The organism is Elizabethkingia miricola, from assembly GCF_001675285.1.
GTDB lineage: Bacteria > Bacteroidota > Bacteroidia > Flavobacteriales > Weeksellaceae > Elizabethkingia > Elizabethkingia miricola.
This window is the reverse complement of sequence record NZ_LSGQ01000030.1, coordinates 261,507-286,672: the sequence shown is the minus strand read 5'-3', so window position 1 is coordinate 286,672 and position 25,166 is coordinate 261,507. Positions and strand designations below refer to the sequence as shown.

The following is a 25,166-nucleotide window of genomic DNA, read 5'->3' as shown; positions in this document are numbered from 1 at the left end:
ATACTCTTACTTTATTAAAGACAAATGAGAAAATTATATCTTCTCCTTTTTATAAATTCTGTTGGCTCGCTGGTTATTGCTCAGAAAACAAACCTCGCTCCATCTGTTCCCGTTACAGATGATTATCATGGGATCAAAGTAGTAGACGAATACAGAAATCTGGAAAATTTGAAAGACCCAGCTACAATCAACTGGATGAAATCTCAGACAGATTATGCTAATTCTATCGTTGGCAAGCTCCCATATAAAGAATATTTTATCAACGAAAGGTTGAAATTTGATAAAAGAAGCGGGTATTGGATTTCTGATCTAAAAATAACAGGGAATGATTTGTATTTTTATTTAAAGAAGTCTGCTGCTGAAAAGAAACAAAAGTTATACTATAGAAAAGGACTAAAAGGAAAAGAGCAGCTTTTATATGATCCTGAAACTTTTGTTTCTACTCTTGATACAACATCCCGGGGAAAAAATAATTTTAATATCAACTTTATTAGTCCAAGCTGGGATGGGAAAAAGATTGCTGTTTCCATGTCTGAGGATGGAAAGGAATCTTCTGAGGTTATAATCATAGATGTGGCATCAAAATATATCTATCCACAAATAGTTACTCATTTAGAGCCTACTTCTGTCGGACAAATAAAATGGCTGGAGGATAATAAAAGTTTTTTCTATACATATTTTCCTGTTATAGATCCGAACTCAACAGAATATACCAAAAATACAGAAGTAACTTTTTATAGATTAGGGGAAGATCCCAAAAATCGAACAAATGTTTTTTCTAAGGTTAATAATCCGGAGTTGAGTATTGATGAAAGTAAATTTCCGGGTATAGTACAATTTAATCAGAATGATCCTTATTTTATCGGAAATTTAGGAGATGTGGATGATTATACTGATACGTTCATTATCAACAGGAAAGATTTTGAAAAAGGGATAAAGAGCTGGAAACCTCTGTATTATAAGACAGATAAGGTTTATGATAAAAAGCCTGTGGGAAAGGATGTATATTTTATATCCGGATATAATGCTCCTAACTTCAGACTTTGTAAAACCAATCTTGAAAATCCGGATTTTAAAAACCCGGAAGTTCTAATTCCTGAGAAAAAAGATGAAGTCATTCAGAGTTTTGAAATTACAAAAGATGGTATGTACTATACAACAACCAAAAATGGTGTTGAATCTAAGTTGTATTTATATAAAAGAGGCAAAGATATTCCGATTAAATTACCATTTATAGCAGGAAATGTAAACATTGAGACAAAAGGCAAAGATTATTCTGATATCTGGATTTATTGTTCAGGCTGGGCCAATGAGAAGACCCGGTACAGATTTAATCTGAAGAATAACACTTTTATTGAAGAAAATCTTGTTCCTTTAACGGATTATCATGAGCTTAATGGAACTGTTATTGAAGAGATTAACATAAAGGCAAGAGACGGGGAGGATATTCCGTTAACATTAATTTATGATAAAAATCTTAAGCGTGACGGGAATAATGCTGTTTTGATCGATGCGTATGGAGCTTATGGGGTGTCCAATAAACCATCTTTTGCCAGGAGTTATTTAATGTGGGCTAAAAAAGGAGGTATTGTTGCAATTGCCCATGTAAGAGGAGGTGGAGAAAAAGGAGATAGATGGCATAAGGCAGGTTATAAGGAAACAAAACCAAATTCCTGGAGGGATTTAATTGACTGTACAGAATATTTAATTAAAGAAAAATATACTTCAAAGGACAAAGTAGGGCTATGGGGAGCTAGCGCTGGCGGTATTACGATGGGAAGAGCTATGACGGAAAGGCCTGATTTGTTTAAAGCAGTTATTATAGATGTAGGGGTAACAAATGCCTTAAGAATGGAGTTCACACCAAATGGACCCGGAAATATTGCAGAATTAGGAACAGTAAAAAAGTTGAATGAATTTAAAGCCTTATTAGAAATGGATGCTTTTCATCATGTTAAAAAAGGTGAAAAATATCCAGCCACATTAATTACAGCCGGAATCAATGATGGGCGTGTTATTGCTTGGATGCCGGCCAAGTTTGCAGCCAAGTTGATAGCTAATGATACTTCCGATAATTCTATACTTCTAAAAGTGGATTATGAAGGTGGCCATGGAGGAGGAACAGATCTTATGCATGCTTATGGAATGGTAGGTGAGGTTTTTGGATTTCTCGCGTGGCAATTGGGACTTCCGGGTTACCAGCCCAAAAATTGAGATAATTAATTTTCAGACGATCTCATTTTCAAATACTAAAATTCTTTTTTTAGTATTGTATATCCATTTTGCAGTCCTGTAATAAAATAATAAATTTGCCCATGATGAATATTGCACAGCAAATCATACATGATTTACAAAGCCGAAAGAGAGTAGAACTTTCTGGCTTAGGGACATTGAACCTCATTACCAAGCATGCAGAAGTAGATGAGGCCAATGATAAAATTCTCCCGCCGAAACAGGAAATAGAGTTTATTGCAGATAAAAAAGCCGTAGAAAATAGCTATACCAGTCACGCTCAGGAATGGATAAGAGAACTGATGTCAACAGGAGAAGTTCAGGTTAAAGGTCTGGGCAAATGGATGAATAATGCCGGAAAAGTTATTTTTTTTCCGGAAGAAAAAATTCTGAGTAACTCTTTTTACGGTCTTGAAGAAATTTCGTTACCTAAAGTTTCCCGCATTCAGCCAGTTCAAAGTTTACAAAATGAAACAAAGAAAGCTAGTGATTATAAAGCAAACAGGTCATGGATCTGGATGCTTTTAGCACTTGGTGGTGTAGGAGCTATAGCTTATTTCGGTATTACACAGAAAAATGAAATTTTCGGAAAGAAATCTTTTGATAATGCACAACCGAAGAGAGTACATGTGCCTACTAAAGAAGAATTGTTGCAAAAACAACAGCAGGAAGCAGTGAGGCTGAAGATGGACAGTATAAAGGCAGATAGTATAAAACAAGATTCAATAAAAAAGGCAGCTCCCCACTGGAGTTCAAAAGATAAAAAATGGAGAAAAAGAAAAAAGCACTAGAGTCATTAACTGTAATGACCAATATTGTATTGCCTAATGAGACAAACTCTTTGCGCAATCTTTTCGGAGGAGAATTGCTTGCAAGAATGGACAGATGTGCTTCTATATCGGCATCCAGACATAGCGAGCGCAGGGTAGTAACAGCTTCTGTAAATCACGTTTCCTTTAATGCACCTATTCCGGAAGGAAGCGTTGTAGTTTTGGAATCTAAAGTTTCCCGTGCATTTTCTACTTCTATGGAGGTATATGTAGATGCATGGCTGGACGATCCTATTCACAGAAAGAAAATTCATACGAATGCCGGAATCTATACATTCGTAGCAGTAGATGAATTCAATAAACCTGTTCCTGTACCTGAACTGGAACCAGAAACAGATGAAGAAATTGAGCGTTATAAAGCTGCTTTACGTCGTAAAGAGCTAAGCTTAATCTTATCCGGAAGAATGAAGCCTACAGAATCTGTAGAGCTGAAAAAGCTTTTTGCAGGAGAGATTTAAATCTTCTAAATAACAAAAATGATCCGGCAGATTTAATATTTAAATCTGCTGGTTGTTTTATCTCCATTCACTAATAAACTCCCAATTGTAATGTCAGCACCCTTAATACTTTTATTGGATAAAAACCACCCTCTGATTGTGGAACAACTTTCGGAAAGAGGATTTCAGTTTGAAGAAGATTACACTTCTTCTTATGATGAGGTTTTATCTAAAATTCACCTTTACGATGGTATCATTATCCGTAGCCGGATTCCTGTAGATGCCAGATTTTTGGAAGCAGCAAAAAAACTGAAATTTGTGGCCCGTGTAGGAGCCGGAATGGAAAATATAGATACCCCCAAAGCAGAAGAGATAGGTATTGCATTAATCAATTCACCGGAAGGTAACAGAGACTCCGTAGCCGAGCATGTTATCGGAATGTTACTTATTCTGATGAATCGCTTGTTTATCGCTTCATTGGAGGTTAAAAACGGGATATGGCTGCGTGAAGAAAATCGTGGTGATGAACTAATGGGCAAAACCTTTGGTATTATTGGCTATGGTAATATGGGAAAAGCGGTTGCTAAAAGATTATTAGGATTTGGTGTAAAAGTTATCTTTTATGATATTCTTCCTGATCTTGGTGATGAATACGCGACGCAGGTAAGTTTGGAAACTTTGCAGAAAGAAGCCGATATTATAAGTCTTCATACCCCGCAGACTCCTGAAACTCATTATCTCATAGATGAAGCCTTCATCCGTAATATGGACAAAAGCTTTTATCTGGTAAATACTGCAAGAGGAAAACATGTAAAAACCTCGGCATTGGTAGAAGCCTTAAAAGAAGGAAAAGTAAAAGCTGCCTGTCTGGATGTTCTGGAATTTGAAAAAGCATCTTTCGAAAATATTCAAACCTCAGAAAATTCCGATTTAGACTATTTATTAAATTCTGAAAAAGTAATTGTGACTCCTCACATTGCTGGTTGGACTGCCCAAAGCAAAATAAAGCTGGCGCAATTTATTGTTGACAAGATTTTGCAATTAAATTTATAAATTGCCGTTCCTTAATTCAAATGTTATTTATGAAGAAGTATAGTGCTCTTTTTTTACTTTGCACCTTAACCTTTACGGCTTGTAAAAAAGAAGGTGGAAAAGCACAGTCTAATGATGAAAAATATGAAAGTAAGCTTCCCAACTATGGAAGTGTCAATTTAAAAGAAGTTTTCTCTCCTGAAGATTCTAAACTTGCAGATAGGAATGCAACAGTTCAGGCTATAGATGCTTATTATAAACATGTATGGGAAAAGGGAGATCTTAGTGGCGGTGTTTTAGTTGCTAAAGGAGATGATATTCTGTATGAAAAGTACAGAGGATTTGCCCGTGAGCATAATACCATTCCCATTACAAAAGATGTAGCATTGCATGTGGCATCTGTTAGTAAGCCTATTACAGCTATGGCTGTGATGAAGCTGATAGAGGCAGGTAAATTAAAACTAAACGAACCACTTACTACATTATTTCCAGGTTTTCCTTATCCGGAAATTACCGTAGAAATGTTACTGAAGCAGCGTAGTGGATTGCCTAAATATGAACATTTTCTGGAAGATGCAAAAGTTCCGAAAGCCAATTATATCAGTAATAAATTTATTCTGGATTTTATTATTAAAAATAAACCTGAATTAGCCAGAAAGCCTGATACCGGATTTATGTATTGCAATACCAACTTTGCATTGCTTGCTCTGGTTGTAGAAAAAATAACAGCGACTCCTTTCCCGGAGGCTATGCAGGAGATGGTTTTCAAACCATTGAAGATGAATAATACTTATATCTTTCAGGAAAAAGATATTCCTACAGCAGGACAGTCTTTCTATAACAATGGAAAAAGATTATTTCCACTGGATTATCTGGACCTGATTTATGGAGATAAAAATGTTTATACAACACCTCGGGATTTGTATAATTTTTCCAAAGCTTTATTCTCCAAAGCTTTCCTGAAACCGGAACTTATGAATCTTGTGTTCCAGCCCTATTCTAATGAAAAAGCTGGTGTAAATAATTATGGCATTGGTTTCAGAATGAAAATCTTCGATAATGGAGAGAAACTTACTTATCATAATGGATGGTGGCATGGTTCTAATGCTGTTTTTGGGCATTTGCTGAAATCTAAAGTAACGATTATAGCCATCGGAAATAAATATTCTTCCAGAGTTTACTCTACCTTAGCTTTGTCCGGGTTATTTGAAGATTTCCCGTTTGAGAGAGCGCGTTTGAGTAAGGAACTGGACAGACTTCCCGTAGATGAGAAACCTTCTGACGCGGGCGAATAGAAAATTCGTTAAATTTGCCGTATGAGAAATGCCTTCTTTTTGTTATTTATAATTCTTTTCTTTTCCTGCGCAAGGGTGGGAGCACCTGTTGGAGGAGAAAAGGATAAAACGCCGCCAAGGGTTGTTGCTTCAAAACCTGATTCTTTAGCTAAGAACGTTCCGACGAGTCTTAAAGAATTGAGGATTGATTTTGACGAGTATATTACCCTGAAAGATGCAACCAAGCAGTTGGTTATTTCTCCGCCTATAAAAAAAATAAAGAAGATTATTCCGTCTGCTATGGCGAACAAGTATATCCTGATCCAATGGGAGGATACACTAAAGGCAAATACAACCTATAACTTCAATTTCGGAAATAGTATTGCGGATAATAATGAGGGGAATGTACTTCCATATTACAACTTTGTTTTTTCAACAGGTAATACCATCGATAGCCTTTATATAAGTGGTAATGTAGATGATGTTCTCAGACCAAGGAAAAAGAATAGTAAGGATACCAATACAAACGATAAGGAAAAACCTCTTGTTGTAGGCTTGTATAAGGCAGATGCAAAAGATTATAAGGAAAAGCCTTATTATATTTCGAGAGTAGATCCGGATGGATATTTTGAATTAAATTACCTGGCTGCGGGAGATTATAATCTTGTTGCTTTTCAGGATGACAATCAGAACAGTATTTATGATTCAGGGAAAGAAAGAGTTGCTTTTTTACCAGAACCTATTCATTTGACAGAACCTAAAAAGGGATTGCGTCTTTTACTGTCTCCACCAAAGAAAAAATTCAGATTTGTTGAGACCAAACCTATTCCGGGAGGTCTTAATATGGTTTTTGAAGGGAAACCAGATGATAGTCTTCAGATAAAACAAGTAGGATCAGCTCTTTCTGATTTTAAAATACAGCGTAAACCTAAATCGGATTCTGCATATATATGGATAAATCCCAAAGGAAATGACTTCAAAGAGTCTTCAACAAATGTGAAGTTTTCTTTCTATAATAATGTGAAGAAAAAAGTTGATACTGTTTCAACATATTATAAAGTAAATACTAAAGACGAATTAACACTAAACAATAATTCCGGAACAACGCTTCCTCCGGGAAGTAATCTGAGGCTTAAAGCTAATATGGCCCTGGATAAAGTAGATTTCGCACAATGGGAACTGAAAGCCGATAGTACGACTGTTGTACCATTCCAGGCACAAATTTCTAAAACAAATCCGTTTGAAATTCAGGTTGATGCCCAGCTTTTGGCCGGAAAAAAATATAGCCTTAGAGTAGGAAAAGAAAGTGTGTCTTCATTCTATTTTAAAAATGCAAAACCAATTATATTCAATTTTGATGTTGGTAAAAGTGATGAATATGGGTCTTTAGTATTCCGTTTAGCTAATGCTCCTACTGCACCATTTTGGGTTCAGTTGTTGAATGATAACTTCGATGTTGTAAAAGAACAGAAGGTTGAAGGTAAAACAGAAATAAAATTTGAAAATCTAAAAGCGGAAACATACTCTATAAGGATATTAGTAGATAATAATAAAAACGGAGTATGGGACGGAGCCGATTTTGAAAAGCATATTCAACCGGAAGAGGCCTATCTGTACCGTAAAAAAATGACAGTAAAACCTCTTTGGGATAAAGTAGAAAACTGGGATCTAAAAGATACAGCTGTAAATGATAAAGAAGACCAGGAGGATTCATTGATGCCTTCGGGAGCAGGAATTAAGAGTATAGAAGAACAGGAAAAGGAAAAGGCCAAAGAGAAGGCTAAAGATAAAGACGATAAGACGAAGAAAGAACAGAACGATCTGTATCAGAAACAACAACAGCAGTTACAAAACCCGGGATATCAGCGATAGCCTATGATAAAGAAAATCTTATTCTGGGGACTTGTTGTATTAGTCGCTATCCAGCTTATCCCTGTAAACAGAACCAATAAACCTGTAGATAAGAAAGATAACTTTGTTAGTATACAACAATCTCCGGCAGACGTTACGCAGCTTTTACAGCGTGCCTGTTATGACTGTCATTCTGATGAAACAAAGTATCCGTGGTACTCTTATGTTGCGCCTATTTCGTGGACGGTAAAGGATCATGTAAACGAGGGGAAAGCACGGTTGAATTATTCTGAATGGAGTCAGTACAATAAAGATCAGAAGACGACTATACTGCAGAAGTCAGTTGCTACGATAGAGCAGCGTTCTATGCCAATGCCTGCATATATTTTAAAGCATCCGGAAGCAAATCTAAATAATACTGAAAGAAATACGCTCACTGAGTATTTTAAGAAGCTACTGACTGATAGCAGGTATTAGATGCCTTATTGGTTTTAGTTTTAGAGTTTTTTTAATTTTCTAGCTAATACTCTTCAATAATTCGTCAGGTTCTTTACAGGCTTGGCTCAAAGTGAAATTGCTTGCCCAAAATGTATTCCTTTTAGAGGTGTCAGGCAGTGCCTGTTGAAGCCTATTATTTTTAAATTAAAACTTAGCCCAGCTTTTAGCTCCTATATATTTTTATAAATTTGATTTATGAAATTAACGCACTAGCTTTTTTACATTAACGTACACCACTTTTTAGGAGTTATTATTATATAACTTCTGTTTCTTCTATTGTTAAGTTTAAAAGTTATAAACGTGAAAAATTTCTTCGAAAGCCCTTTCAAAGGGAAAATTATTAAAGATCATATCCAGAACCCTAATATTATTGCCGGTAAATATTCTTATTATTCAGGCTACTACCACGGACATTCATTTGACGACTGTGCCCGCTATTTGATGCCAGACAGAGATGATGTAGATAAATTAATTATAGGATCTTACTGTTCTATAGGAACGGGTGCCAGCTTTATTATGGCAGGTAATCAGGGACACCGATATGACTGGATATCGAGCTTTCCATTTTTTTATATGAACGAAGTGGAAGCCTTTAGAAATAGTATTGATGCCTTTAAAAATGCGGGTGATACAATAATTGGTAACGATGTGTGGATTGGAGGTGAGGCGATGATTATGCCGGGAATAAAAGTAGGGGATGGAGCAGTAATAGGCAGTCGGGCATTAGTAACAAAAGATGTAGAACCCTATGCTATTATTGGAGGTAATCCTGCAAAACTGATTAAAAAAAGATTTAGTGAAAACCATATAGCAATATTGCTCGAAATAAAATGGTGGCAATGGAATGAAGAGGTTCTTGCAGAAGCAATGCCTATACTTTGTTCCGGTAATATCGATTTGTTATACAAGTTTTATAAGAATATCTGAAAATAAAAAAAGCCCTGTTTTAGGGCCTTTCGTTATTTTTATTGTAATCTGTATTTTTCAAAAAATAGTTTTTGCGATTCAAAAGCAATCTCGTTCAGATCAATTTCATTTTTCTTAATCCAGATTGTATCAGAAATCTCATGCTCTTCGAGTATAACATCAAATTTTTCTGTCACCTCATATTCAAAGAAAAGATCCATAGTATGATATAGAATATCCTTGTAAGGATAAGTATTAGGAATACTACAGATGTATTTCAGTCTGCTTTCATCAACTTCTATCTGCATTTCTTCAAATAACTCTCTGCGACAGGCATTCTCTGCTGTTTCTTCAAAATCTATAAATCCACCGGCAAGATCTAGCTTACCATGGGAAGGATCCTGATTTCTTCGGGTTAGCATAACCTCGCTGCCACACTTTATTACAACAGCAACAGCAGCTGCAGTATTATTGTAAAAAACGAAGGCGCAGGATGCGCAATGCATTTTCCTTCCGTTAAAAGTCAGACTCTCTTTTCCACAGCTTGGGCAGAATTTTAGATTTAGCATATATTCTGTTTATTCTATATGATGTTTATTGTTTCGTGGGTGAAAATCAATAATAGCAGTCCGTAGATTCTCTGTATCCAAATGTGTATATACCTGGGTAGTTGTAATGCTGGAATGGCCCAATAATTCCTGTATGAATCTAAGATCAGCACCATTTTGTAATAAATGTGTTGCAAAAGAATGCCTGAATGTATGCGGAGAGATACTTCTGTAGATCCCTGCTTTTGCAGCCATTTCTTTGATCATGATAAATACCATTACTCTGGATAAAGCGGTTCCTCTGCTATTCAGAAAAGCAACATCTGTGCTTTTCGGAGCTATTCGCATATGGCTTCTGGTATGCTGAATGTAATTCTGAAGAATTTTTTGCGTATACGGAGCTAACGGGACAAATCTTACTTTCTTGCCCTTACCTTCAACCCTGATATAAGATTCATTAAAATTAATGTCAGATAACTTTAGGTCAATTAATTCTGAAACACGGAGACCGCAGCCATAGAGAACTTCAATTATGCAAAAGTTCCGCTGTCCGATATCAGTACTCTGGTCAATAACTGAAACTAGTTTCTCCACATCATCAAAACTAAGGGTGTCCGGTAGGTATAAACCCAACTTTGGACCCTCCAGTAAAGATGTAGGATTTTCCTGTATCAATTCTTCTTCGAAGAGATATTTATAAAAAGCTTTTGTAGAAGATACCCAACGGGCCTGAGTTCTTTCACTAATGCCTTGTTTAGACTGATATTGCATAAAGTCTAATAAATGATCATAAGTGATCTTTTCAGGTGAAAGGTCTCCTAAAAATTCCTGAGCATACTCTGCCAGTTTTTTTAGATCTCTGATATAGGCGTCTAAAGTATTGTTGGAAAAGTTTTTCTCGAATTTTAAGTATTCTGCAAAGTTTTTAATTTGTATATCCCAATTCTTTTTTTCATCCATGTGTGTGTTTTTGATATTATTTTTATATTATATTCTCAAGTTGTGTGTCGTGTATTTGTAATATTTCAACTCCTGCTTCTTTCAGGAATTTGAGCCCCGCATCATCGGAATAGGCATCAATGTATACCAAACGTCTTATGCCGGACTGGTGTATAAGCTTACTGCATTCCTTACAAGGAGACAGCGTAAGGTATAAAGTGGCTCCTTTACATGATTGTGTAGAGTTAGCCAGTTTCAGAATTGCGTTAGCCTCTGCATGAAGAACATACCAATGTGTCTTTCCTTCTGTATCCTCGCAACAATTTTCAAACCCTGAAGGTGTCCCGTTATAGCCATCCGAGATAATAGTACGGTTGTTCACAATCAGTGCCCCTACCTGCTTTCTTTTGCAATAAGAAAGTTTGGCCCATTCTTTAGCCATACGGAGATATGCGATATCAAATTTAGTAATCTCACTCCCCATTAGAAATTTGGTTTTCTCTTCTCTATAAACGCTGCAACTCCTTCCTTTTTATCTTCCAGTTCGAATAATTTTCCGAAAGATTTTATCTCCTTTTCAAATCCATTTTCAGAATATGAAGCATTTACGGCAGCAATGGCTTCTGTAATAGCAAGAGGTGAGTTTTTGGCAATTGTAGAAGCCAGCTCTTTTGTTTTATCCATCAATTCAGCTAATGGAAAAACTTCATTTACCAATCCTATTTCTTTAGCTCTTTGAGCAGAAATCATTTTTGCGGAGAATATAATTTCGTTGGCAAGACCTTTACCTACTAATTTTGGAAGTCTTTGTGTTCCTCCATATCCTGGAATAAGACCTAAAGTAACCTCCGGTAAACCCAATCTGGCAGTTTCAGATGCATAACGGATATGACAAGCCATTGCCAGCTCTAGTCCTCCACCCAATGCAAAACCATTAATTGCAGCAATAACCGGTTTCTTTAAATTTTCAATTTTATCAAAAACATTTATATGTCCCTTTCTGGACATTTCTTCTGCCTGAGCAGCATTATAATCTGAGAATTCTTTAATGTCGGCTCCGGCAACAAAAGATTTTTCACCACTTCCGGTAATAATAGTAACCCGGATTTCCGGATTTTCCTCAGCATGGGAAACAGCCTCATTAATCTCCAGTAAGGTCTGTCCATTTAGTGCATTCAGACTCTCGGGGCGATTAATTTCTATCGTAAAAATATTGTTTTCCTGGCGTGTGTTAATGTTCATATTAGCTTCTTTTGTAAGAATTATATCTCTAATTTTTGAAAAAAAATAAAGAATATTAGTTAAAAGTAATAAAAAAAACCAAACTACAAAATACGAGTTTGGCTTTATCTATAAAAAAATGATATTTTATTGGGTTGAATGCTGCATCTGGCTGGCATCTATCGTTACTCCAAGGCTGCCTGCTATTTTTATCCCCAGATCAATATTAGCTCTGAAAAAATGGCATAATTGTCTGTTGATAATAAGATCCTTTTTCTCTCCCTTTATTCCTTTCATGTGTTCTACGATATTGTGAATAAGATTTTTTCTATCCTCATCATTCATCGCTTTGGAATATAAAAGTCCGGGCTGAGTGTAGTGATCATTGTCATCCTTATTTCTGTCGAAAAATGCTACATGAGCACTGTCCAATTCTTCTTCGAAAGGTTTATATGCCGGATCCGGAGTTATATTGTCAAAGCTATTCGGGAAATAATTAGGTGCATCTCCGCCGTTGTCTCCCATAGCCATATAACCGTCTCTCTGGTAGTTGTTTACCTGGAAAGGACATGCGTTTACGGGTAAGTGATGGGAATTGACACCAACTCTGTAACGATGGGCATCGGCATAAGAGAACAAGCGCCCCTGAAGCATTTTGTCTGGAGAGAAGCTGATACCGTCTATAAGATTGCTGGGTGCAAATGTACTTTGCTCAACATGGGCAAAATAGTTTACAGGAACTTCATTTAGTTCCATAACACCAACGTCGATTAATGGATATTCGCTATGTGGCCACACTTTAGTAACATCGAAAGGATTCCAACGGAAGTTTTTAGCCTGTTCCTCTGTCATTACCTGTATTTGCATTGTCCATTTAGGAAAATTTCCATTGTCTATTGCATCAACAAGATCTTCCTGTGCGAAATCCGGGTTTTTACCTTTCATTTCAGTAGCCTCTTCATTGTTGAAGTTTTTGATTCCCTGCTGGCTTTTGAAATGGAATTTTACCCAATGTCTTTCGTTCTTATCATTAATCATAGCAAAGGTATGAGAGCCATAGCCATGCATATGTCTGTAACCATGAGGTGTACCCCTGTCAGACATCAGAATTAGTACTTGATGCAGAGATTCAGGGTTCAGAGACCAGTAATCCCACATTACAGTATGGTCTTTCAGGTTAGTCCTAGGTACTCTCTTCTGGGTATGTATAAAGTCCGGGAACTTCTTTGCATCTTTAATGAAAAATACCGGAGTATTATTTCCTACCAGATCCCAGTTACCGTCTTCAGTATAAAATTTCAGAGCAAATCCTCTTGGGTCTCTTTCTGTATCTGCACTTCCTTTTTCTCCTCCAACAGTAGAGAAACGGGCAAACATCTTACATTCATTTCCTACTTTAGAGAAAAGCTTTGCACGGGTATATTTACTAATATCACCAGTTACAGTAAATTTTCCGTAAGCACCAGAACCCTTAGCATGTACAATCCTTTCAGGGATTCTTTCTCTTACAAAATGAGCTAAATTCTCCTGTAAAATAAAGTCTTGCAATAAAACAGGGCCTCTGGAACCAACAGTTTGTGAATCTTCATGATAGTAGTATGGTATCCCGGCTGCGTTGGTAAGCTTCTTTTTATTTTCCATAACTGTATTTTTATTTAAGTATTTTTGGATTAGTAAAATTAGGCATTTTATCAAAAAGAAAATAGCTATATTTGTTATACTTTTAATTTATATATTCTATGAATATCCAACAACTTGAATACTTGATCGCTGTTGACAAGTATAAACACTTCGGTAAAGCAGCGCAGGCATGTTTTATAACACAACCAACATTGAGTGCGATGATTCAGAAATTTGAAGAAGAGTTGGATATCAAGATTTTTGACCGTACAAGCCATCCTATTCGTACAACAGATGCTGGTCAACAGATTATAGAGCAGGCCAAAAAGATTATAGATGATGTTATGGAACTCCGTAACAGGGCCAATCTCCTGAATAACATCGTATCAGGAAAAATTAATCTTGGAATTATTCCGACAGTATCTGCATTCCTGCTGCCAAATGAAATCTTTGATTTCCTCAGAAGAAATCCTAAGATTGAAATGAATGTGAAGGAAATGACTACAGAGAATGTAATTAAAGCACTAAAATCCGGTGAGATTGATGCAGGGATTATTTCTACACCTTATGCCGCTGCAGATGAGTTCTTTAGCGACTTTCTGTACAACGAAGAATTATTAATTTATTCTTCTAATAAAGATCTTAACAAAGACGGAGACAGTTTTATTATCCCTGAAGATATTGATCTGGAAGACGTTTGGTTATTATCAGAAGGAAACTGCCTTCGTACGCAGGTAGAAAATATCTGTAAATTAAAAGAAAATGAACTGAAGCCATCTAATCTGGATTTCAAAGCATCCAGTGTTAATACTTTGGTCCAGATGGTAGACAGAGTAGGGGGATTGACTGTTATTCCGGAAATGGCTGTAGACCACCTTACGGAAGGGCAAAGAGAAAAGGTATTCCATTTCAGAAAGCCTTATCCGAAAAGAGAAATAAGTCTTATTTATTATAAGCCGACATACAAGCAGAAACTTCTGGATGAAATGACGGATTCTATTCGGGAATCTCTGAAAAATAAACTGAAGTATGATGCTGCACCAGCTGATTTTGTGGGGGTTAAGCCAGAATAGGTTAAACCTCTACTAACTTAGTATGATAAAAAGCATCTTTTGTTTAATTGTTTTTTAAATAAAAGATGTAAATTTGCAACCAAGTTATTGAGAGGAAAAATTTGTGCTGATTGCAACCTCATTAAAAAAATGCTAAAACGGTATTTCTTGTCTTTTCAATCAGTGCATATTCCAGTATTTTAACATAATAATATATTGTATTATGCCATATTTATTTACATCAGAATCTGTTTCTGAAGGACACCCGGATAAAATTGCAGATCAGATATCCGATGCCCTAATTGATAATTTCTTAGCTTATGATAAAGATTCCAAAGTAGCATGTGAAACTTTGGTAACGACTGGTCAGGTTGTATTAGCAGGAGAAGTAAAATCTTCAGCTTATTTAGATGTACAGCATATTGCCAGAGAAGTAATTAACGGAATTGGTTATACCAAAGGAGAATACATGTTTAATGGTGATTCTTGTGGTGTAATTTCAGCAATTCATGAGCAGTCTCCGGATATTAATCAGGGAGTTGACAGAAAAGTTACTGATGAGAGCTTTGAAGCTAAAGCGAATGCACAGGGAGCAGGAGACCAGGGAATGATGTTTGGTTATGCAACCAATGAAACGGCTAATTATATGCCTTTAGCACTGGATTTGGCACACTCTATTCTAAGAGAATTATCGGCGATAAGAAGAGAAAGTAAAGAGATTACTTATCTCCGTCCGGATGCTAAAAGCCAGGTGACTATTGAATATTCAGATGATCATAAGCCAATCCGTATAGATTCTATCGTTGTTTCTACACAGCATGATGATTTTGCATCTGAAGAAGAAATGTTAGCTAAAATCCGTGAGGATATCAAGAATATATTAATCCCTAGAGTTGTTGCAACTCAGCCGGAACATATTCAGGTATTATTCAACGACCAAATCAAATATCACATTAACCCGACAGGTAAATTTGTGATTGGTGGTCCTCATGGTGATACAGGTCTTACAGGAAGAAAGATTATCGTAGATACTTACGGTGGTAAAGGAGCACACGGTGGTGGTGCTTTCTCTGGAAAAGATCCTTCAAAAGTAGACAGAAGTGCAGCTTATGCAACCCGCCATATTGCTAAAAATCTTGTTGCTGCAGGAGTTGCAAACGAAGTTTTAGTACAGGTTTCTTATGCAATTGGTGTTGCAGAACCTTGTGGATTATTCATCAATACTTACGGGACTTCTAAAGTTGGTTTAACTGACGGTGAGATTGCTAACAAAGTTTCAAAAGTATTCGACCTTCGTCCGTATGCTATTGAACAGAACCTGAAGCTTAGAAATCCTATTTATCAGGAAACTGCTTCTTATGGTCATATGGGGAAAGAATATTATGTAGCAGACAAAACTTTTAACAGAGGATCTGCTAATGAACTTACACTAAAAGATCTTGAATTCTTCACTTGGGAAAAGCTCGACAGAGTCGACGATATCAAAAAAGAATTTGGATTATAAATCATATCAAAGCCGTTTCTAGTAAACGGCTTTTTCTATGTTAAAGATTTATAAAATTTAAAAATCAAATTAGCTTTGCCGGGTTTTATTCCTTAATTTTGATTATTAACTTTAAAATTATTAAAAATGTCATTTGAATTACCAAAACTAGGATATGCTTACGATGCATTAGAACCAACTATCGATGCTCAAACAATGGAAATACACTACACAAAGCATCACCAGGCTTATGTAGATAACCTTAATAAGGCGATTGCAGGAACTGATCTTGAAGGTAAAACTATCGAGGAAGTAATTAAAGAAGGTAGCGACAAACCAGCTGTGAGAAACAACGGTGGTGGTCACTTCAACCATACTTTATTCTGGGAGATTTTAACTCCAGGCGGATCAAAAGAGCCGGTAGGAAAAGTAAAAGAAGCTATCGAAAATTATGGTGGTCTTGAAAAATTCAAAACTGATTTCGCTGAAGCTGCTAAAACAAGATTTGGTTCAGGATGGGCTTGGTTAATTAAAAATGCAGACGGATCTGTATCTGTTGGATCTACTGCTAATCAGGACAGCCCAATCACTCCGGGAGCTGGTGTTTCAGGTACACCTGTATTAGGTATTGATGTATGGGAACATGCTTATTACCTAAAATATCAGAACAAGAGACCTGACTATGTAACAGCTTTCTTTGATGTAATCAACTGGGATAAAGTAGAAGAGAATTATAACAAATAATACTTTTCTTTAGCATAAAAAAAGGGAACAGATTCTGTTCCCTTTTTTTATTTTTTAAATTTGTAGTAAAACGGAGCTTTGTTTGCTGATCCGTCGAATTTCTTTTCCAGACGTTCCAGAAAATCCAGACTGAGCATTTTTCGCTGAAAATTATTCCTTCTGAGTGGTTCTCCCAAAATACATTCATATAAATTTTGCAGCTCCTTCATGGTAAATTTTTCTGGTAACAGATTACTTCCGTAGATTTTGTAATCCAAGTTTTTACTTAAGAATTCCATGCCTTTTTCAATAATCTCGCGGTGGTCAAATGCTATTTCCTTAGGAAGATTATGAACGTCAAACCATTCGCATTTTTCACTAAATGCATCCGGGAATGTAGAAGATAAAGTATAATCTATAAGAGCATAATAACCTATACTAATGTGTCGCTCGAAAAGCCAGTGATCTTTCGGAAGATCTATTTCCTTATTTTTTGTAAGTCGATTGTGGATATCCGATTCTGTACGGTTCTTGTTACCAAAAGTATAAAACTGTTCCAGGAATATTTCGTCCAGATGAGTTCTTTCATACAATAATCGGTATGCTGCATCATCTACATTTTCATCTTTAAAGATAAATCCCCCAGGAAGTGCCCAGATATCCATATTGAAATATTTGAGCATTAGAACTTTCAGACTTTTATTATGGAAGCCAAAAATAACGCAGTCGATAGAAAGCTGCTTGATGAAATCATTTGTTTCAACAAGGGTCTGCAGATTATTATTAGCTTCAGGAGTTGTATTTTTTTTCATATGGATATTATGAGATTGGTTGTCGTTTGTAATTTAAAAATAATAGAGATAATGCTATCGTTGGCAAAAATAGTAAAGTAAATGCATATTCTGGTTGGATATGATCCAGAGTAAGACCAATAACCAAAGAACTTGTACATGATGCCAGAGATGAAAAGACAATAATAAGTCCCAGCAGTGTGCCTCTTTCCTGCTCATTTGGTAAGCTGTAAAGCTGATGGGCATTGATAATAGGATATAGTGGACCAATAAAGAAGCCCATGCAAGGAATCAGATATAAAAATACCTGATGTGGCTTTTCGAATATAAGTATACCACTAATGCAGGATACAATAATAAAAATAGAGACTAATAACCCTGCAAATAGTTTGTTCCAGGAGCGCTTAAGAATCAGCATGCCATAAATAATCCTTCCGGCAAGTGCTGAAAAGGCAAATATTACAGTGGTTTGTGTGGCAGCGAATGGATCGGCATTGAATATGGCTTTAGAATATGTTGGAAGCCATGTTGTAAAACTCTGCTCGGTTATGATGATAAAAAAGACAATTGCCAGAAATAAGAATGATTTTTTCATCACTTGCCAGCTGCTTAATACTATAGTGCTCTTCTGATCGGATGTGTTGGTATAAGCCTTTTGCCATACAGTTTTTCCGGAGTAAAGAAAGCCTATTGTTAAAAGGCTGAAAAAAGCAATTGCCCAGAAACCATATTTCCATAAATATGGTGAAGAACTTCCCATAATAAGCCCAAAAATAAGATTTACAATAACAATTCCTGCCATAAATGAGGCTTCGATAAACTGCATAAAACGGCTGCCGTTTTCCTCTGCTTTGCTCAGATTAATGGTAATGTAGAGTACGGAAATTTTTACCAGTATAAAACATAGTCCGATCAATAAGAACCAGATTTTGAAAAACCAAAAATCATCGGCAAAAGGCGTTATTATACATAAAATAAAGGCTATGGATAAACCTGTTATAATTGAGTTGAGATGGCCTATCCGTGGGATGTAGCGTGATATTAATGCTGCCAGAAAGGCAATAGGTAAATCTTTAAATACTTCTAATGAACCAAGAAGGACGAATTTTTTTTGTCCAAAATAATTAAGAATAACAATGCTTAAACAGTTCAAAAGCATTGAAAATGTAAAAAAACTCAGTGCGAGCCCTATTTTCAGTGAATTTTTTTTGCTCAAAAACGAATATTTAGTATTCAAAAATAAGCTTTTATAACCGATGAATATTAAGAAAAGTTAAATTTTTTGTTAACATATCCTAAAATTTATTATTATTGTCTCTAAGAGAGATAATAATAATATGAAACAATCACCAATTCGTAATCTAAGCTTAATTGCTGTTTTATATTTTACAGCAAATATTAATGCACAGCAGTCGAAAAAGGATACGGCCGCTAGTGAGAAAAAGATTGAAGAGGTAGTAGTCATTGGATACGGTACACAGAAAAAGAGTAATGTTACCGGTGCTATTGCCAGTATTAAAGCAAAGGACCTTGAAAATGTTCCAGCCGGAAGGCCAGAACAGGTCTTGCAAGGTCGGGCTTCAGGAGTTTCTGTAGTGTCTAACTCCGGACAGCCCGGATCTGCAGCAACCATTAGAGTAAGAGGTATTACCAGTTTTGGTGCCGGAAATGATCCTTTATGGATTGTAGATGGTATTGCTGTGGACAACATTGGTTTCCTAAATCAATCGGACATCGAGAGCATGGAAATTCTGAAAGATGGAGCTTCTGCTTCAATATACGGTGTTTCTGCTGCAAGAGGTGTTATTCTGGTTACAACTAAAAAAGGAAAACAAGGGAAGATATCTTTATCTTATAATGGATTCTATGGAGTTGGTAATGCTGCAAAAAAATTGGACTTACTGAATGCTTCTCAATATGCTATGTTGGCTAATGAAAAACGTATTAATGGAGGAGGCAGTGCATATTTTCCAAATCCTGATGCGTTGGGAGCTGGTACGGACTGGCAAAAATTAATATTCAATTCTGCTGCAAGAACATCTCATGATATTAGTGTAAGTGGGGGAAATGATAAATCGACATTCTTTAGCTCATTTGGGTATTATAATCAGGAGGGAATTGTAATGCGGGATATTTCAAATTATAAGAGGATTACAGCCAGATTGAATTCATCTCATAAAGTTTTTCCTTTCCTTACAGTTGGACAAACATTGAATTATACTCATGTTAAATCTCAGGGAATTAATTCGAACGGTGAGTTTGGTGGACCTTTAAGTTCTGCAATCAATTTAGATCCAACAACTCCTGTTATAGAAACAGATCCTGCGAAAATTAAATCCAGTGCATATAATAATCCATATATTTTGCGTGCTCCGGGGGGAAACCCTTATGGAATATCCAGTCTTGTTAATCAGGAAATGTCCAATCCATTGGCTTTTCAACAAACACAGCTTGGAAACTATAACTGGAGTGATGATTTCGTAGGGAACGTTTATGCTGAACTCAAGTTATTAAAAGACTTTACTTTTAAGACTACATTGAATGGTAAATTATCTTATTGGGGAAATCAGAGTTTTACACCGCTGTTTTATCTAAGTCCTACTTATAGTAATACCAATAAAAATAGTCTCTATAGAGAAACTCAGAGAAAATTTGAATGGAGTACAGAAAACACATTGAACTACCACAAGAAACTTGGGAAACATACTTTTGATGCTTTACTGGGGCAAGGTTTTTATGTTTACAATATTGCTGAAGGACAAGGAACAACTTATACGGGGTTGCCTATAACCAGCTATAAAGATGCATCATTTAATTTTAGCATTCCTGATACTGACAAAAGAACATGGGCAACGGATGGAATACAAACCAAGAAAGCATCATACTTTGGAAGATTAATTTATGATTATGATGGGAAATATTTATTTACTGGTACAATAAGGAGAGATGGGTCGTCGAAATTTGGTCCTAACAAAGTCTGGGGAACATTCCCGGCAGCATCTGCAGGTTGGGTAATTTCTAAAGAAAACTTCTGGCCGGAAAACAAAGTTGTTAATATGCTGAAAATTCGAGGTGGATATGGTAAGACCGGAAATGATGCAATTGACAACTTCCTATACAGAGCTACAATTATTGGAGGAAGTAACTATCCGTTTTATGATGGGAAAACCGAGTTTGTTGGTATTGGATATAGGCTGAAGACTTTAGAAAATAGAGATTTACATTGGGAACAGACTGCTCAAACTAATATTGGTGCTGATTTAAGATTGTTTAATGATTTCACCTTAGGAGTTGACTGGTTTAACAAGAAAACTACTGATATCTTAAGATATGTTGACCTTCCGGGTTATATTGGAGTAACAGATTCTCCGGCAGCGAATGTTGGGGATATGAGTAATAAAGGAATTGAGATTGAGCTCGGCTATAAGAAGAATATTACAGAAGACTTCGGAATTTCAGTTAATGGGAACTTCTCATATATTAAAAATGAAATACTACGTCTGGAAAATGGTAAAAAATTTGTGTCTTTAGCAGGATTTCAATCCATGGGTGATGTATCCCGCTTACAGGTAGGGTCACCATATGGATCATTCTTTGGGTTAATGAGAAATGGTGTTTTCCAGAACCAGGCGGAAATTAACTCTTATGTAGACAAAAATGGTAATAAGATCCAGCCGGATGCTAAGCCAGGAGATTTCCGATGGGTAGATGCTAATGGAGATGGAAAGATTAATACCGATGATTATACTTATTTGGGAAATTCACTTCCTAAGTTTACATATGGCTTGACTGTTAATTTAAATTATAAGAATTTCGATTTGATGATATTTGGACAAGGTCAGGGTGGAAATAAAATTTTCCAGGGACTAAGACGACTGGACATGCAGGATGCAAACTATCAAACATCTGCATTAGAGCGTTGGCATGGTGAAGGAACATCAAACACTTATGCAAGGTTGACGACTAATGATACCAATAAAAATTTCTCATATATGTCTGATTTTTATTTACAAAAAGGAGACTATTTTAGATTAAAACTAATTCAGCTTGGGTATACTTTACCAATGGAGTTGACAAAAAAATTAGGAGGCAATAAATTCAGATTCTACATTACAGCTGAAAATTTATTTACAATTACCAAATATACGGGCTACGATCCGGAAATAGCTGCTGGAGATTCGTATGGTATAGACAGAGCCTATTATCCGCAGGCACGGACATTTATTTTTGGTGCTAATATTCAATTCTAAGATGAACAAAATGAAAACAAATAAAATATATAAGAGTACAGCCGTTTTATTCCTGTCGGTAATTACATTAGGTGTTTTAAACTCTTGTAACACAGATAATATTACAGATGTTCAGAATAAAGGGGCTTTTGACTCAGAAAGCTTTTATCAGAATAGAGATCAGGCATTTCAAGCTTTGGTAGCAACATATGATCCGATTGGTAAATATGCTGCTGGTTTTGAAAACATGCTTACCTTTTTTAATGCTGCTTCTGATGATTTTTACGCTGGTGGAGGAAGTAATTCAGATGGTGCAGGAATTCAGGGATTTTCTAATTATAGTATAGATCCTATAATTATGCCTCAAAGCTACTGGAATATATATTTTCAGGGAATTTCAAGAGCGAATACCCTTGTTGAAAAACTTCCTGCGGTGTCTATGGATACGAATGAAAAAGCGCGATTTAATGCAGAAGCTCTTACACTTAGGGCAATGTATTACTTTGAATTGTTAAGAATGTTTAAAAATATTCCATTAATTCTTAAACCGGTTCAGGCAACAGATAATTATTACAATATCCCTCAGGATGATCCCAAAAAGATCTATCAGCAGATAGAGACTGATCTACTGGCAGCAATTCCGGTTCTTCCTTCAATTGTTGCGGGTGGAGATAGAGGAAGGCTAACTCAGGGAGCGGCAAAAGCATTATTGGGAAAAATTTACTTATACGATGGGAAAAAAGATCTCGCAGCAGCACAATTTGCTGATGTAAATGGTGCTCCGGGAGGGACAAGTCAGTACGGATATAAACTTCTGGCTAATTATAATGATTTGTGGGATTTCAAAAATAAATTTAATTCAGAATCTGTTTTTGAACTTGTGTGTACAAGTAATGCAAATGTAGATTGGGGAGGCTGGGGCTCAGGAAGAGATAGAGGTAATTCCGTAAACCAAATGGTAGGACCTCGCTCGTTTCAACGAACAACTGCCGGAATAGCTGCAAATGTTAAAGATGTTTATTCCGGAGGGTGGGCTTTTAATATAGTAACGGAAGATCTTTATAATTTTATGCTTGGAGATCCAAGGATGGATGCTACCATTTATAATGCTAAAAAATTGAAGGCAGATGGCTATGTAGATTATGCGCCGGCATATAAAGACACGGGTTACTTCCTGAATAAATTTTTACCAACGCAAGCTGACAGAACCACAGGGACCGGAAATACTGAATTGAATTTCTCACAAGATGTTTATATAATTCGTTTGGCGGATACCTATCTGATGGAGGCAGAAGCACTAAATGCTTCCGGAGCCAGAGCTCAGGCACTCTTGGATGCAGTAAGGCAAAGAGTAGGACTACCATCTGTACCCGTTTCTATGCAGGCGATAAAAGATGAAAGAAGAAGAGAACTTGCTGGTGAAGGACACCGTTGGTTTGACTTGGTAAGATGGGGAGATGCACCTGTAGTCCTTGGAAACAGAGGGTTTAAGCCAAATAAAAACGAAATTCTTCCAATACCATATAAAGAGTTAATCAATACCGTAATTAAACAAAACCCAGGATACTAATTTCAATTTTAATATGAAAGTTTTTTCATATAGTTACTTTAACTTCAATGCAATTGCCGGATTATATCCGGCAATTGTTATTATAATATGAGCAGGTAAATATTTTACCTCAGCCCTTCTACGTTACTAAGGCTGTATAGTTTCAGTCCGTATTTCCAATTGACATAAACGAATACCTGATAAAGCCGGTACTCGAAATCCATTCCGTACTTTTCGTTTGGATCATAATCAATCTGAGATTCTACAATGTTTCTGTATCTTCCGGACATATATAAGCTGTTCCATTCGTTTACCAAAATCGTATTTCTGCTTTTAAGATAAGATTCTGTATACATGGATTTAGGTCTTGCTCTGGTAAGCAGGAAGTTTTCATAGTCTGTATCGAAAACAGTAAGTTCCCATTCTCCATCGTCACCCTTTTCTACTTTTGCAGGCTGATGAGAGCCTTCAGTTGGTGGTGTCATATTTCTAGATGTACAGGAGAAAGTCAGTACACTAAGGATAATGATAAAAATAAAGTTTTTCATAATCAATATTTTTAAATATATATCAAATTTAGTGCAAAAAAATAACCGCTTTACTAGCGGTTATAAAATTTTTATTGTGCAGATTTTTGCAGAATACTGAAAACCGGGAAATGGTCACTGTATCCTCCTGTAAATCGGTCTCCATCCCATGATCTGAAAGGATAACCTTTGTAGCTTCCCTCTTTATTGATGAGGTATCCCGGAGCATATACTTCGGTTGTATACACGGTATAATCTTTTTGTGCAGATCTTCCTTTGTCTCCAATTAGATTTTTTGAATAAATAATCTGGTCGAATAAATTTGGAGCATCCTGGTATGCTAAAGAAGCTACACCATTTTTAAACATTTTAAACATTGGATTAAAATATGGTGTTTCATCACCTACTTTATCGATATCGCCTGTAGCTTTCACATAATTTTTGAAACTTGGACTAACCGGATCGTCATTAAAGTCACCCATTGCCATTAATCTGTATTCCGGATTGCTGTTTCTTATACTGTCCATTTGCTGATTAAGCAGTGCTGCTGCCGCATTTCTTTTAGGAAGCGAAATAGCTTCACCACCTCTTCTGGATGGCCAGTGATTTACAAAGAAGGCAAATTTCTCTCCGTCTAATTCTCCAAGAACGACTAATAAGTCTCTGGTGTATTCACGCTTTCCGTTATCGAATATTTTTAGTTCTTTTTTCCATGCTTTTTCAAGTTTAAAACGGCCTTTTTGATAAATCAACCCATTATCAATACCTCTGGCGTCATAAGAATTAAAATGAACGACGCCATAATTGTATTTAGCAAGTTGAGGTTGCTTTACAAGATCCTCGATGACCTGTCTGTTTTCTACTTCAACAAGACCTACAATTACAGGAGCTGTTTTAGTATACTTACTACCTAGCTCTGAAATAACATGGGCAATATTCCCCAGTTTTTGCTGATAGACTTTCTCGGTATAATTTTTGGCACTTTGTGGTGTAAATTCACCATTCGAGTATTGCTGTCTTACGGCTTTCTTTCCTTTCAGAAGAGCATCACTCCATTGTCCTTTATAGGGTTCATGTTCCAGATACTGTATAGAATCTACAGGAATGCTTCTGTGAAATGCCGGGTTGCTTACATCTTTTGTTCCGTCAATATAGTCTGCGGATTTATAGATGTCCCATAAATTTTCCACATTATAAAATCCTACAGCAGCAACTCTTCTTATATTACTTTGGGAAAAAAGTAATATATTCGTAAATAATAGAGTAATGAATAAAAATTTCCTCATGTCAGATTGGTTTGAAATTACAAAGATAAATGAAATAAATCTTTAATTTTACATGACATCAATGGGGTGGCCTTATACCCTCCGCTAAATAAAATTACACTAAATTTGCGGAAAATGACCTCGATAATTACTAAACAA

At 36.1% G+C, this 25,166-nt stretch carries 22 protein-coding genes; 13 read left to right on the top strand and 9 right to left on the bottom strand.

Going from position 1 to position 25,166, the window contains the following annotated elements:
• Nucleotides 1–24: 24 nt before the first annotated feature.
• The 8 genes from ATE49_RS15770 (at nt 25) to catB (ending at nt 9,081) form a co-directional block, all read left to right on the top strand.
• Nucleotides 25–2,214 (top strand): prolyl oligopeptidase family serine peptidase, encoded by a 2,190-nt coding sequence (locus tag ATE49_RS15770; RefSeq protein WP_065082911.1) that lies wholly within the window; start codon nt 25–27, stop codon nt 2,212–2,214.
• Between the two features lie 101 nt (nt 2,215–2,315).
• A complete protein-coding gene (locus ATE49_RS15765) occupies nt 2,316–3,023 on the top strand; it encodes a hypothetical protein (RefSeq protein ID WP_065082910.1) in 708 nt (235 codons plus the stop codon).
• On the top strand, nt 2,999–3,520 hold the full coding sequence (locus tag ATE49_RS15760; RefSeq protein WP_034871703.1) for an acyl-CoA thioesterase: 522 nt from the start codon (nt 2,999–3,001) through the stop codon (nt 3,518–3,520). The genes ATE49_RS15765 and ATE49_RS15760 overlap by 25 nt, the downstream gene beginning before the upstream one ends.
• A gap of 90 nt (nt 3,521–3,610) precedes the next feature.
• On the top strand, nt 3,611–4,552 hold the full coding sequence (locus tag ATE49_RS15755) for a 2-hydroxyacid dehydrogenase (protein ID WP_065082909.1): 942 nt from the start codon (nt 3,611–3,613) through the stop codon (nt 4,550–4,552).
• 29 nt (nt 4,553–4,581) lie between these two features.
• A complete protein-coding gene (locus ATE49_RS15750) occupies nt 4,582–5,826 on the top strand; it encodes a serine hydrolase domain-containing protein (protein ID WP_065083187.1) in 1,245 nt (414 codons plus the stop codon).
• Between the two features lie 21 nt (nt 5,827–5,847).
• The gene (locus ATE49_RS15745) at nt 5,848–7,677 is read left to right on the top strand and encodes an Ig-like domain-containing domain (protein WP_065082908.1); all 1,830 of its coding nucleotides are present in this window, start codon (nt 5,848–5,850) and stop codon (nt 7,675–7,677) included.
• 3 nt (nt 7,678–7,680) lie between these two features.
• Nucleotides 7,681–8,133 carry a heme-binding domain-containing protein gene (locus tag ATE49_RS15740; RefSeq protein ID WP_081278496.1) on the top strand — a complete coding sequence of 151 codons (453 nt, stop codon included), beginning with the start codon at nt 7,681–7,683 and terminating at the stop codon, nt 8,131–8,133.
• A gap of 321 nt (nt 8,134–8,454) precedes the next feature.
• Complete coding sequence (gene catB, locus ATE49_RS15735) at nt 8,455–9,081, top strand: type B chloramphenicol O-acetyltransferase (RefSeq protein ID WP_065082907.1); 627 nt, start codon at nt 8,455–8,457, stop codon at nt 9,079–9,081.
• A 38-nt stretch (nt 9,082–9,119) separates the two neighbouring features.
• Here catB and ATE49_RS15730 read toward each other — a convergent pair whose 3' ends face one another.
• The 5 genes from ATE49_RS15730 to ATE49_RS15710 all read right to left on the bottom strand — a co-directional run bounded on the left by ATE49_RS15730 (nt 9,120) and on the right by ATE49_RS15710 (nt 13,409).
• Nucleotides 9,120–9,629, bottom strand: coding sequence for an NUDIX hydrolase (locus ATE49_RS15730; protein ID WP_065082906.1), 510 nt, complete (start codon nt 9,627–9,629; stop codon nt 9,120–9,122).
• A 9-nt stretch (nt 9,630–9,638) separates the two neighbouring features.
• Nucleotides 9,639–10,568 (bottom strand): site-specific tyrosine recombinase XerD, encoded by a 930-nt coding sequence (xerD, locus tag ATE49_RS15725; RefSeq protein ID WP_065082905.1) that lies wholly within the window; start codon nt 10,566–10,568, stop codon nt 9,639–9,641.
• 22 nt (nt 10,569–10,590) lie between these two features.
• Complete coding sequence (locus ATE49_RS15720; protein WP_059155988.1) at nt 10,591–11,031, bottom strand: deoxycytidylate deaminase; 441 nt, start codon at nt 11,029–11,031, stop codon at nt 10,591–10,593.
• Nucleotides 11,031–11,789 (bottom strand): enoyl-CoA hydratase/isomerase family protein, encoded by a 759-nt coding sequence (locus ATE49_RS15715; RefSeq protein WP_065082904.1) that lies wholly within the window; start codon nt 11,787–11,789, stop codon nt 11,031–11,033. The genes ATE49_RS15720 and ATE49_RS15715 overlap by 1 nt, the downstream gene beginning before the upstream one ends.
• A gap of 126 nt (nt 11,790–11,915) precedes the next feature.
• Nucleotides 11,916–13,409 (bottom strand): catalase, encoded by a 1,494-nt coding sequence (locus ATE49_RS15710; protein WP_065082903.1) that lies wholly within the window; start codon nt 13,407–13,409, stop codon nt 11,916–11,918.
• A gap of 98 nt (nt 13,410–13,507) precedes the next feature.
• Here ATE49_RS15710 and ATE49_RS15705 point away from each other — a divergent pair, with 98 nt between their 5' ends.
• The 3 genes from ATE49_RS15705 (at nt 13,508) to ATE49_RS15695 (ending at nt 16,667) form a co-directional block, all read left to right on the top strand.
• On the top strand, nt 13,508–14,461 hold the full coding sequence (locus tag ATE49_RS15705; protein ID WP_009086889.1) for a hydrogen peroxide-inducible genes activator: 954 nt from the start codon (nt 13,508–13,510) through the stop codon (nt 14,459–14,461).
• A gap of 202 nt (nt 14,462–14,663) precedes the next feature.
• On the top strand, nt 14,664–15,944 hold the full coding sequence (metK, locus tag ATE49_RS15700; RefSeq protein WP_065082902.1) for a methionine adenosyltransferase: 1,281 nt from the start codon (nt 14,664–14,666) through the stop codon (nt 15,942–15,944).
• 126 nt (nt 15,945–16,070) lie between these two features.
• Nucleotides 16,071–16,667, top strand: a complete 597-nt coding sequence (locus ATE49_RS15695; RefSeq protein ID WP_065082901.1) for a superoxide dismutase — start codon at nt 16,071–16,073, stop codon at nt 16,665–16,667.
• 47 nt (nt 16,668–16,714) lie between these two features.
• Here the strand turns inward: ATE49_RS15695 and ATE49_RS15690 are convergent, their stop codons facing one another.
• Nucleotides 16,715–17,458, bottom strand: a complete 744-nt coding sequence (locus ATE49_RS15690) for an NUDIX hydrolase (protein ID WP_065082900.1) — start codon at nt 17,456–17,458, stop codon at nt 16,715–16,717.
• 7 nt (nt 17,459–17,465) lie between these two features.
• A complete protein-coding gene (locus tag ATE49_RS15685) occupies nt 17,466–18,596 on the bottom strand; it encodes an MFS transporter (RefSeq protein ID WP_233174327.1) in 1,131 nt (376 codons plus the stop codon).
• Nucleotides 18,597–18,774: 178 nt separating this feature from the next.
• Between ATE49_RS15685 and ATE49_RS15680 the strand changes: the two genes are divergently transcribed.
• Together ATE49_RS15680 and ATE49_RS15675 are read left to right on the top strand one after the other, a co-directional pair.
• Nucleotides 18,775–21,687 (top strand): SusC/RagA family TonB-linked outer membrane protein, encoded by a 2,913-nt coding sequence (locus ATE49_RS15680; protein ID WP_065082898.1) that lies wholly within the window; start codon nt 18,775–18,777, stop codon nt 21,685–21,687.
• A 10-nt stretch (nt 21,688–21,697) separates the two neighbouring features.
• Entirely contained in the window at nt 21,698–23,236 is a 1,539-nt protein-coding gene (locus ATE49_RS15675) for a RagB/SusD family nutrient uptake outer membrane protein (RefSeq protein ID WP_065083185.1), read from the top strand.
• Between the two features lie 104 nt (nt 23,237–23,340).
• On the opposite strand, the gene ATE49_RS15670 is transcribed toward ATE49_RS15675, so the two are convergent.
• Nucleotides 23,341–23,763, bottom strand: coding sequence for a DUF6146 family protein (locus ATE49_RS15670; protein ID WP_065082897.1), 423 nt, complete (start codon nt 23,761–23,763; stop codon nt 23,341–23,343).
• A 71-nt stretch (nt 23,764–23,834) separates the two neighbouring features.
• Nucleotides 23,835–25,028, bottom strand: coding sequence for an endonuclease/exonuclease/phosphatase family protein (locus ATE49_RS15665; protein WP_065082896.1), 1,194 nt, complete (start codon nt 25,026–25,028; stop codon nt 23,835–23,837).
• Nucleotides 25,029–25,166: the final 138 nt, after the last annotated feature.

Bases quoted from the DNA above. Each gene is read 5' to 3' on its own strand.
- ATE49_RS15720 (WP_059155988.1), bottom strand. From the start codon at position 11,031: ATGGGGAGTGAGATTACTAAATTTGATATCGCATATCTCCGTATGGCT.
- ATE49_RS15760 (WP_034871703.1), top strand. From the start codon at position 2,999: ATGGAGAAAAAGAAAAAAGCACTAGAGTCATTAACTGTAATGACCAAT.
- xerD (WP_065082905.1), bottom strand. From the start codon at position 10,568: ATGGATGAAAAAAAGAATTGGGATATACAAATTAAAAACTTTGCAGAA.
- ATE49_RS15765 (WP_065082910.1), top strand. From the start codon at position 2,316: ATGATGAATATTGCACAGCAAATCATACATGATTTACAAAGCCGAAAG.
- ATE49_RS15685 (WP_233174327.1), bottom strand. From the start codon at position 18,596: ATGCTTTTGAACTGTTTAAGCATTGTTATTCTTAATTATTTTGGACAA.
- ATE49_RS15750 (WP_065083187.1), top strand. From the start codon at position 4,582: ATGAAGAAGTATAGTGCTCTTTTTTTACTTTGCACCTTAACCTTTACG.
- ATE49_RS15730 (WP_065082906.1), bottom strand. From the start codon at position 9,629: ATGCTAAATCTAAAATTCTGCCCAAGCTGTGGAAAAGAGAGTCTGACT.
- ATE49_RS15715 (WP_065082904.1), bottom strand. From the start codon at position 11,789: ATGAACATTAACACACGCCAGGAAAACAATATTTTTACGATAGAAATT.
- ATE49_RS15680 (WP_065082898.1), top strand. From the start codon at position 18,775: ATGAAACAATCACCAATTCGTAATCTAAGCTTAATTGCTGTTTTATAT.
- ATE49_RS15770 (WP_065082911.1), top strand. From the start codon at position 25: ATGAGAAAATTATATCTTCTCCTTTTTATAAATTCTGTTGGCTCGCTG.
- ATE49_RS15740 (WP_081278496.1), top strand. From the start codon at position 7,681: ATGATAAAGAAAATCTTATTCTGGGGACTTGTTGTATTAGTCGCTATC.
- ATE49_RS15745 (WP_065082908.1), top strand. From the start codon at position 5,848: ATGAGAAATGCCTTCTTTTTGTTATTTATAATTCTTTTCTTTTCCTGC.
- ATE49_RS15670 (WP_065082897.1), bottom strand. From the start codon at position 23,763: ATGAAAAACTTTATTTTTATCATTATCCTTAGTGTACTGACTTTCTCC.
- ATE49_RS15705 (WP_009086889.1), top strand. From the start codon at position 13,508: ATGAATATCCAACAACTTGAATACTTGATCGCTGTTGACAAGTATAAA.
- ATE49_RS15665 (WP_065082896.1), bottom strand. From the start codon at position 25,028: ATGAGGAAATTTTTATTCATTACTCTATTATTTACGAATATATTACTT.
- ATE49_RS15710 (WP_065082903.1), bottom strand. From the start codon at position 13,409: ATGGAAAATAAAAAGAAGCTTACCAACGCAGCCGGGATACCATACTAC.
- metK (WP_065082902.1), top strand. From the start codon at position 14,664: ATGCCATATTTATTTACATCAGAATCTGTTTCTGAAGGACACCCGGAT.
- ATE49_RS15755 (WP_065082909.1), top strand. From the start codon at position 3,611: ATGTCAGCACCCTTAATACTTTTATTGGATAAAAACCACCCTCTGATT.
- ATE49_RS15690 (WP_065082900.1), bottom strand. From the start codon at position 17,458: ATGAAAAAAAATACAACTCCTGAAGCTAATAATAATCTGCAGACCCTT.
- ATE49_RS15695 (WP_065082901.1), top strand. From the start codon at position 16,071: ATGTCATTTGAATTACCAAAACTAGGATATGCTTACGATGCATTAGAA.
- ATE49_RS15675 (WP_065083185.1), top strand. From the start codon at position 21,698: ATGAAAACAAATAAAATATATAAGAGTACAGCCGTTTTATTCCTGTCG.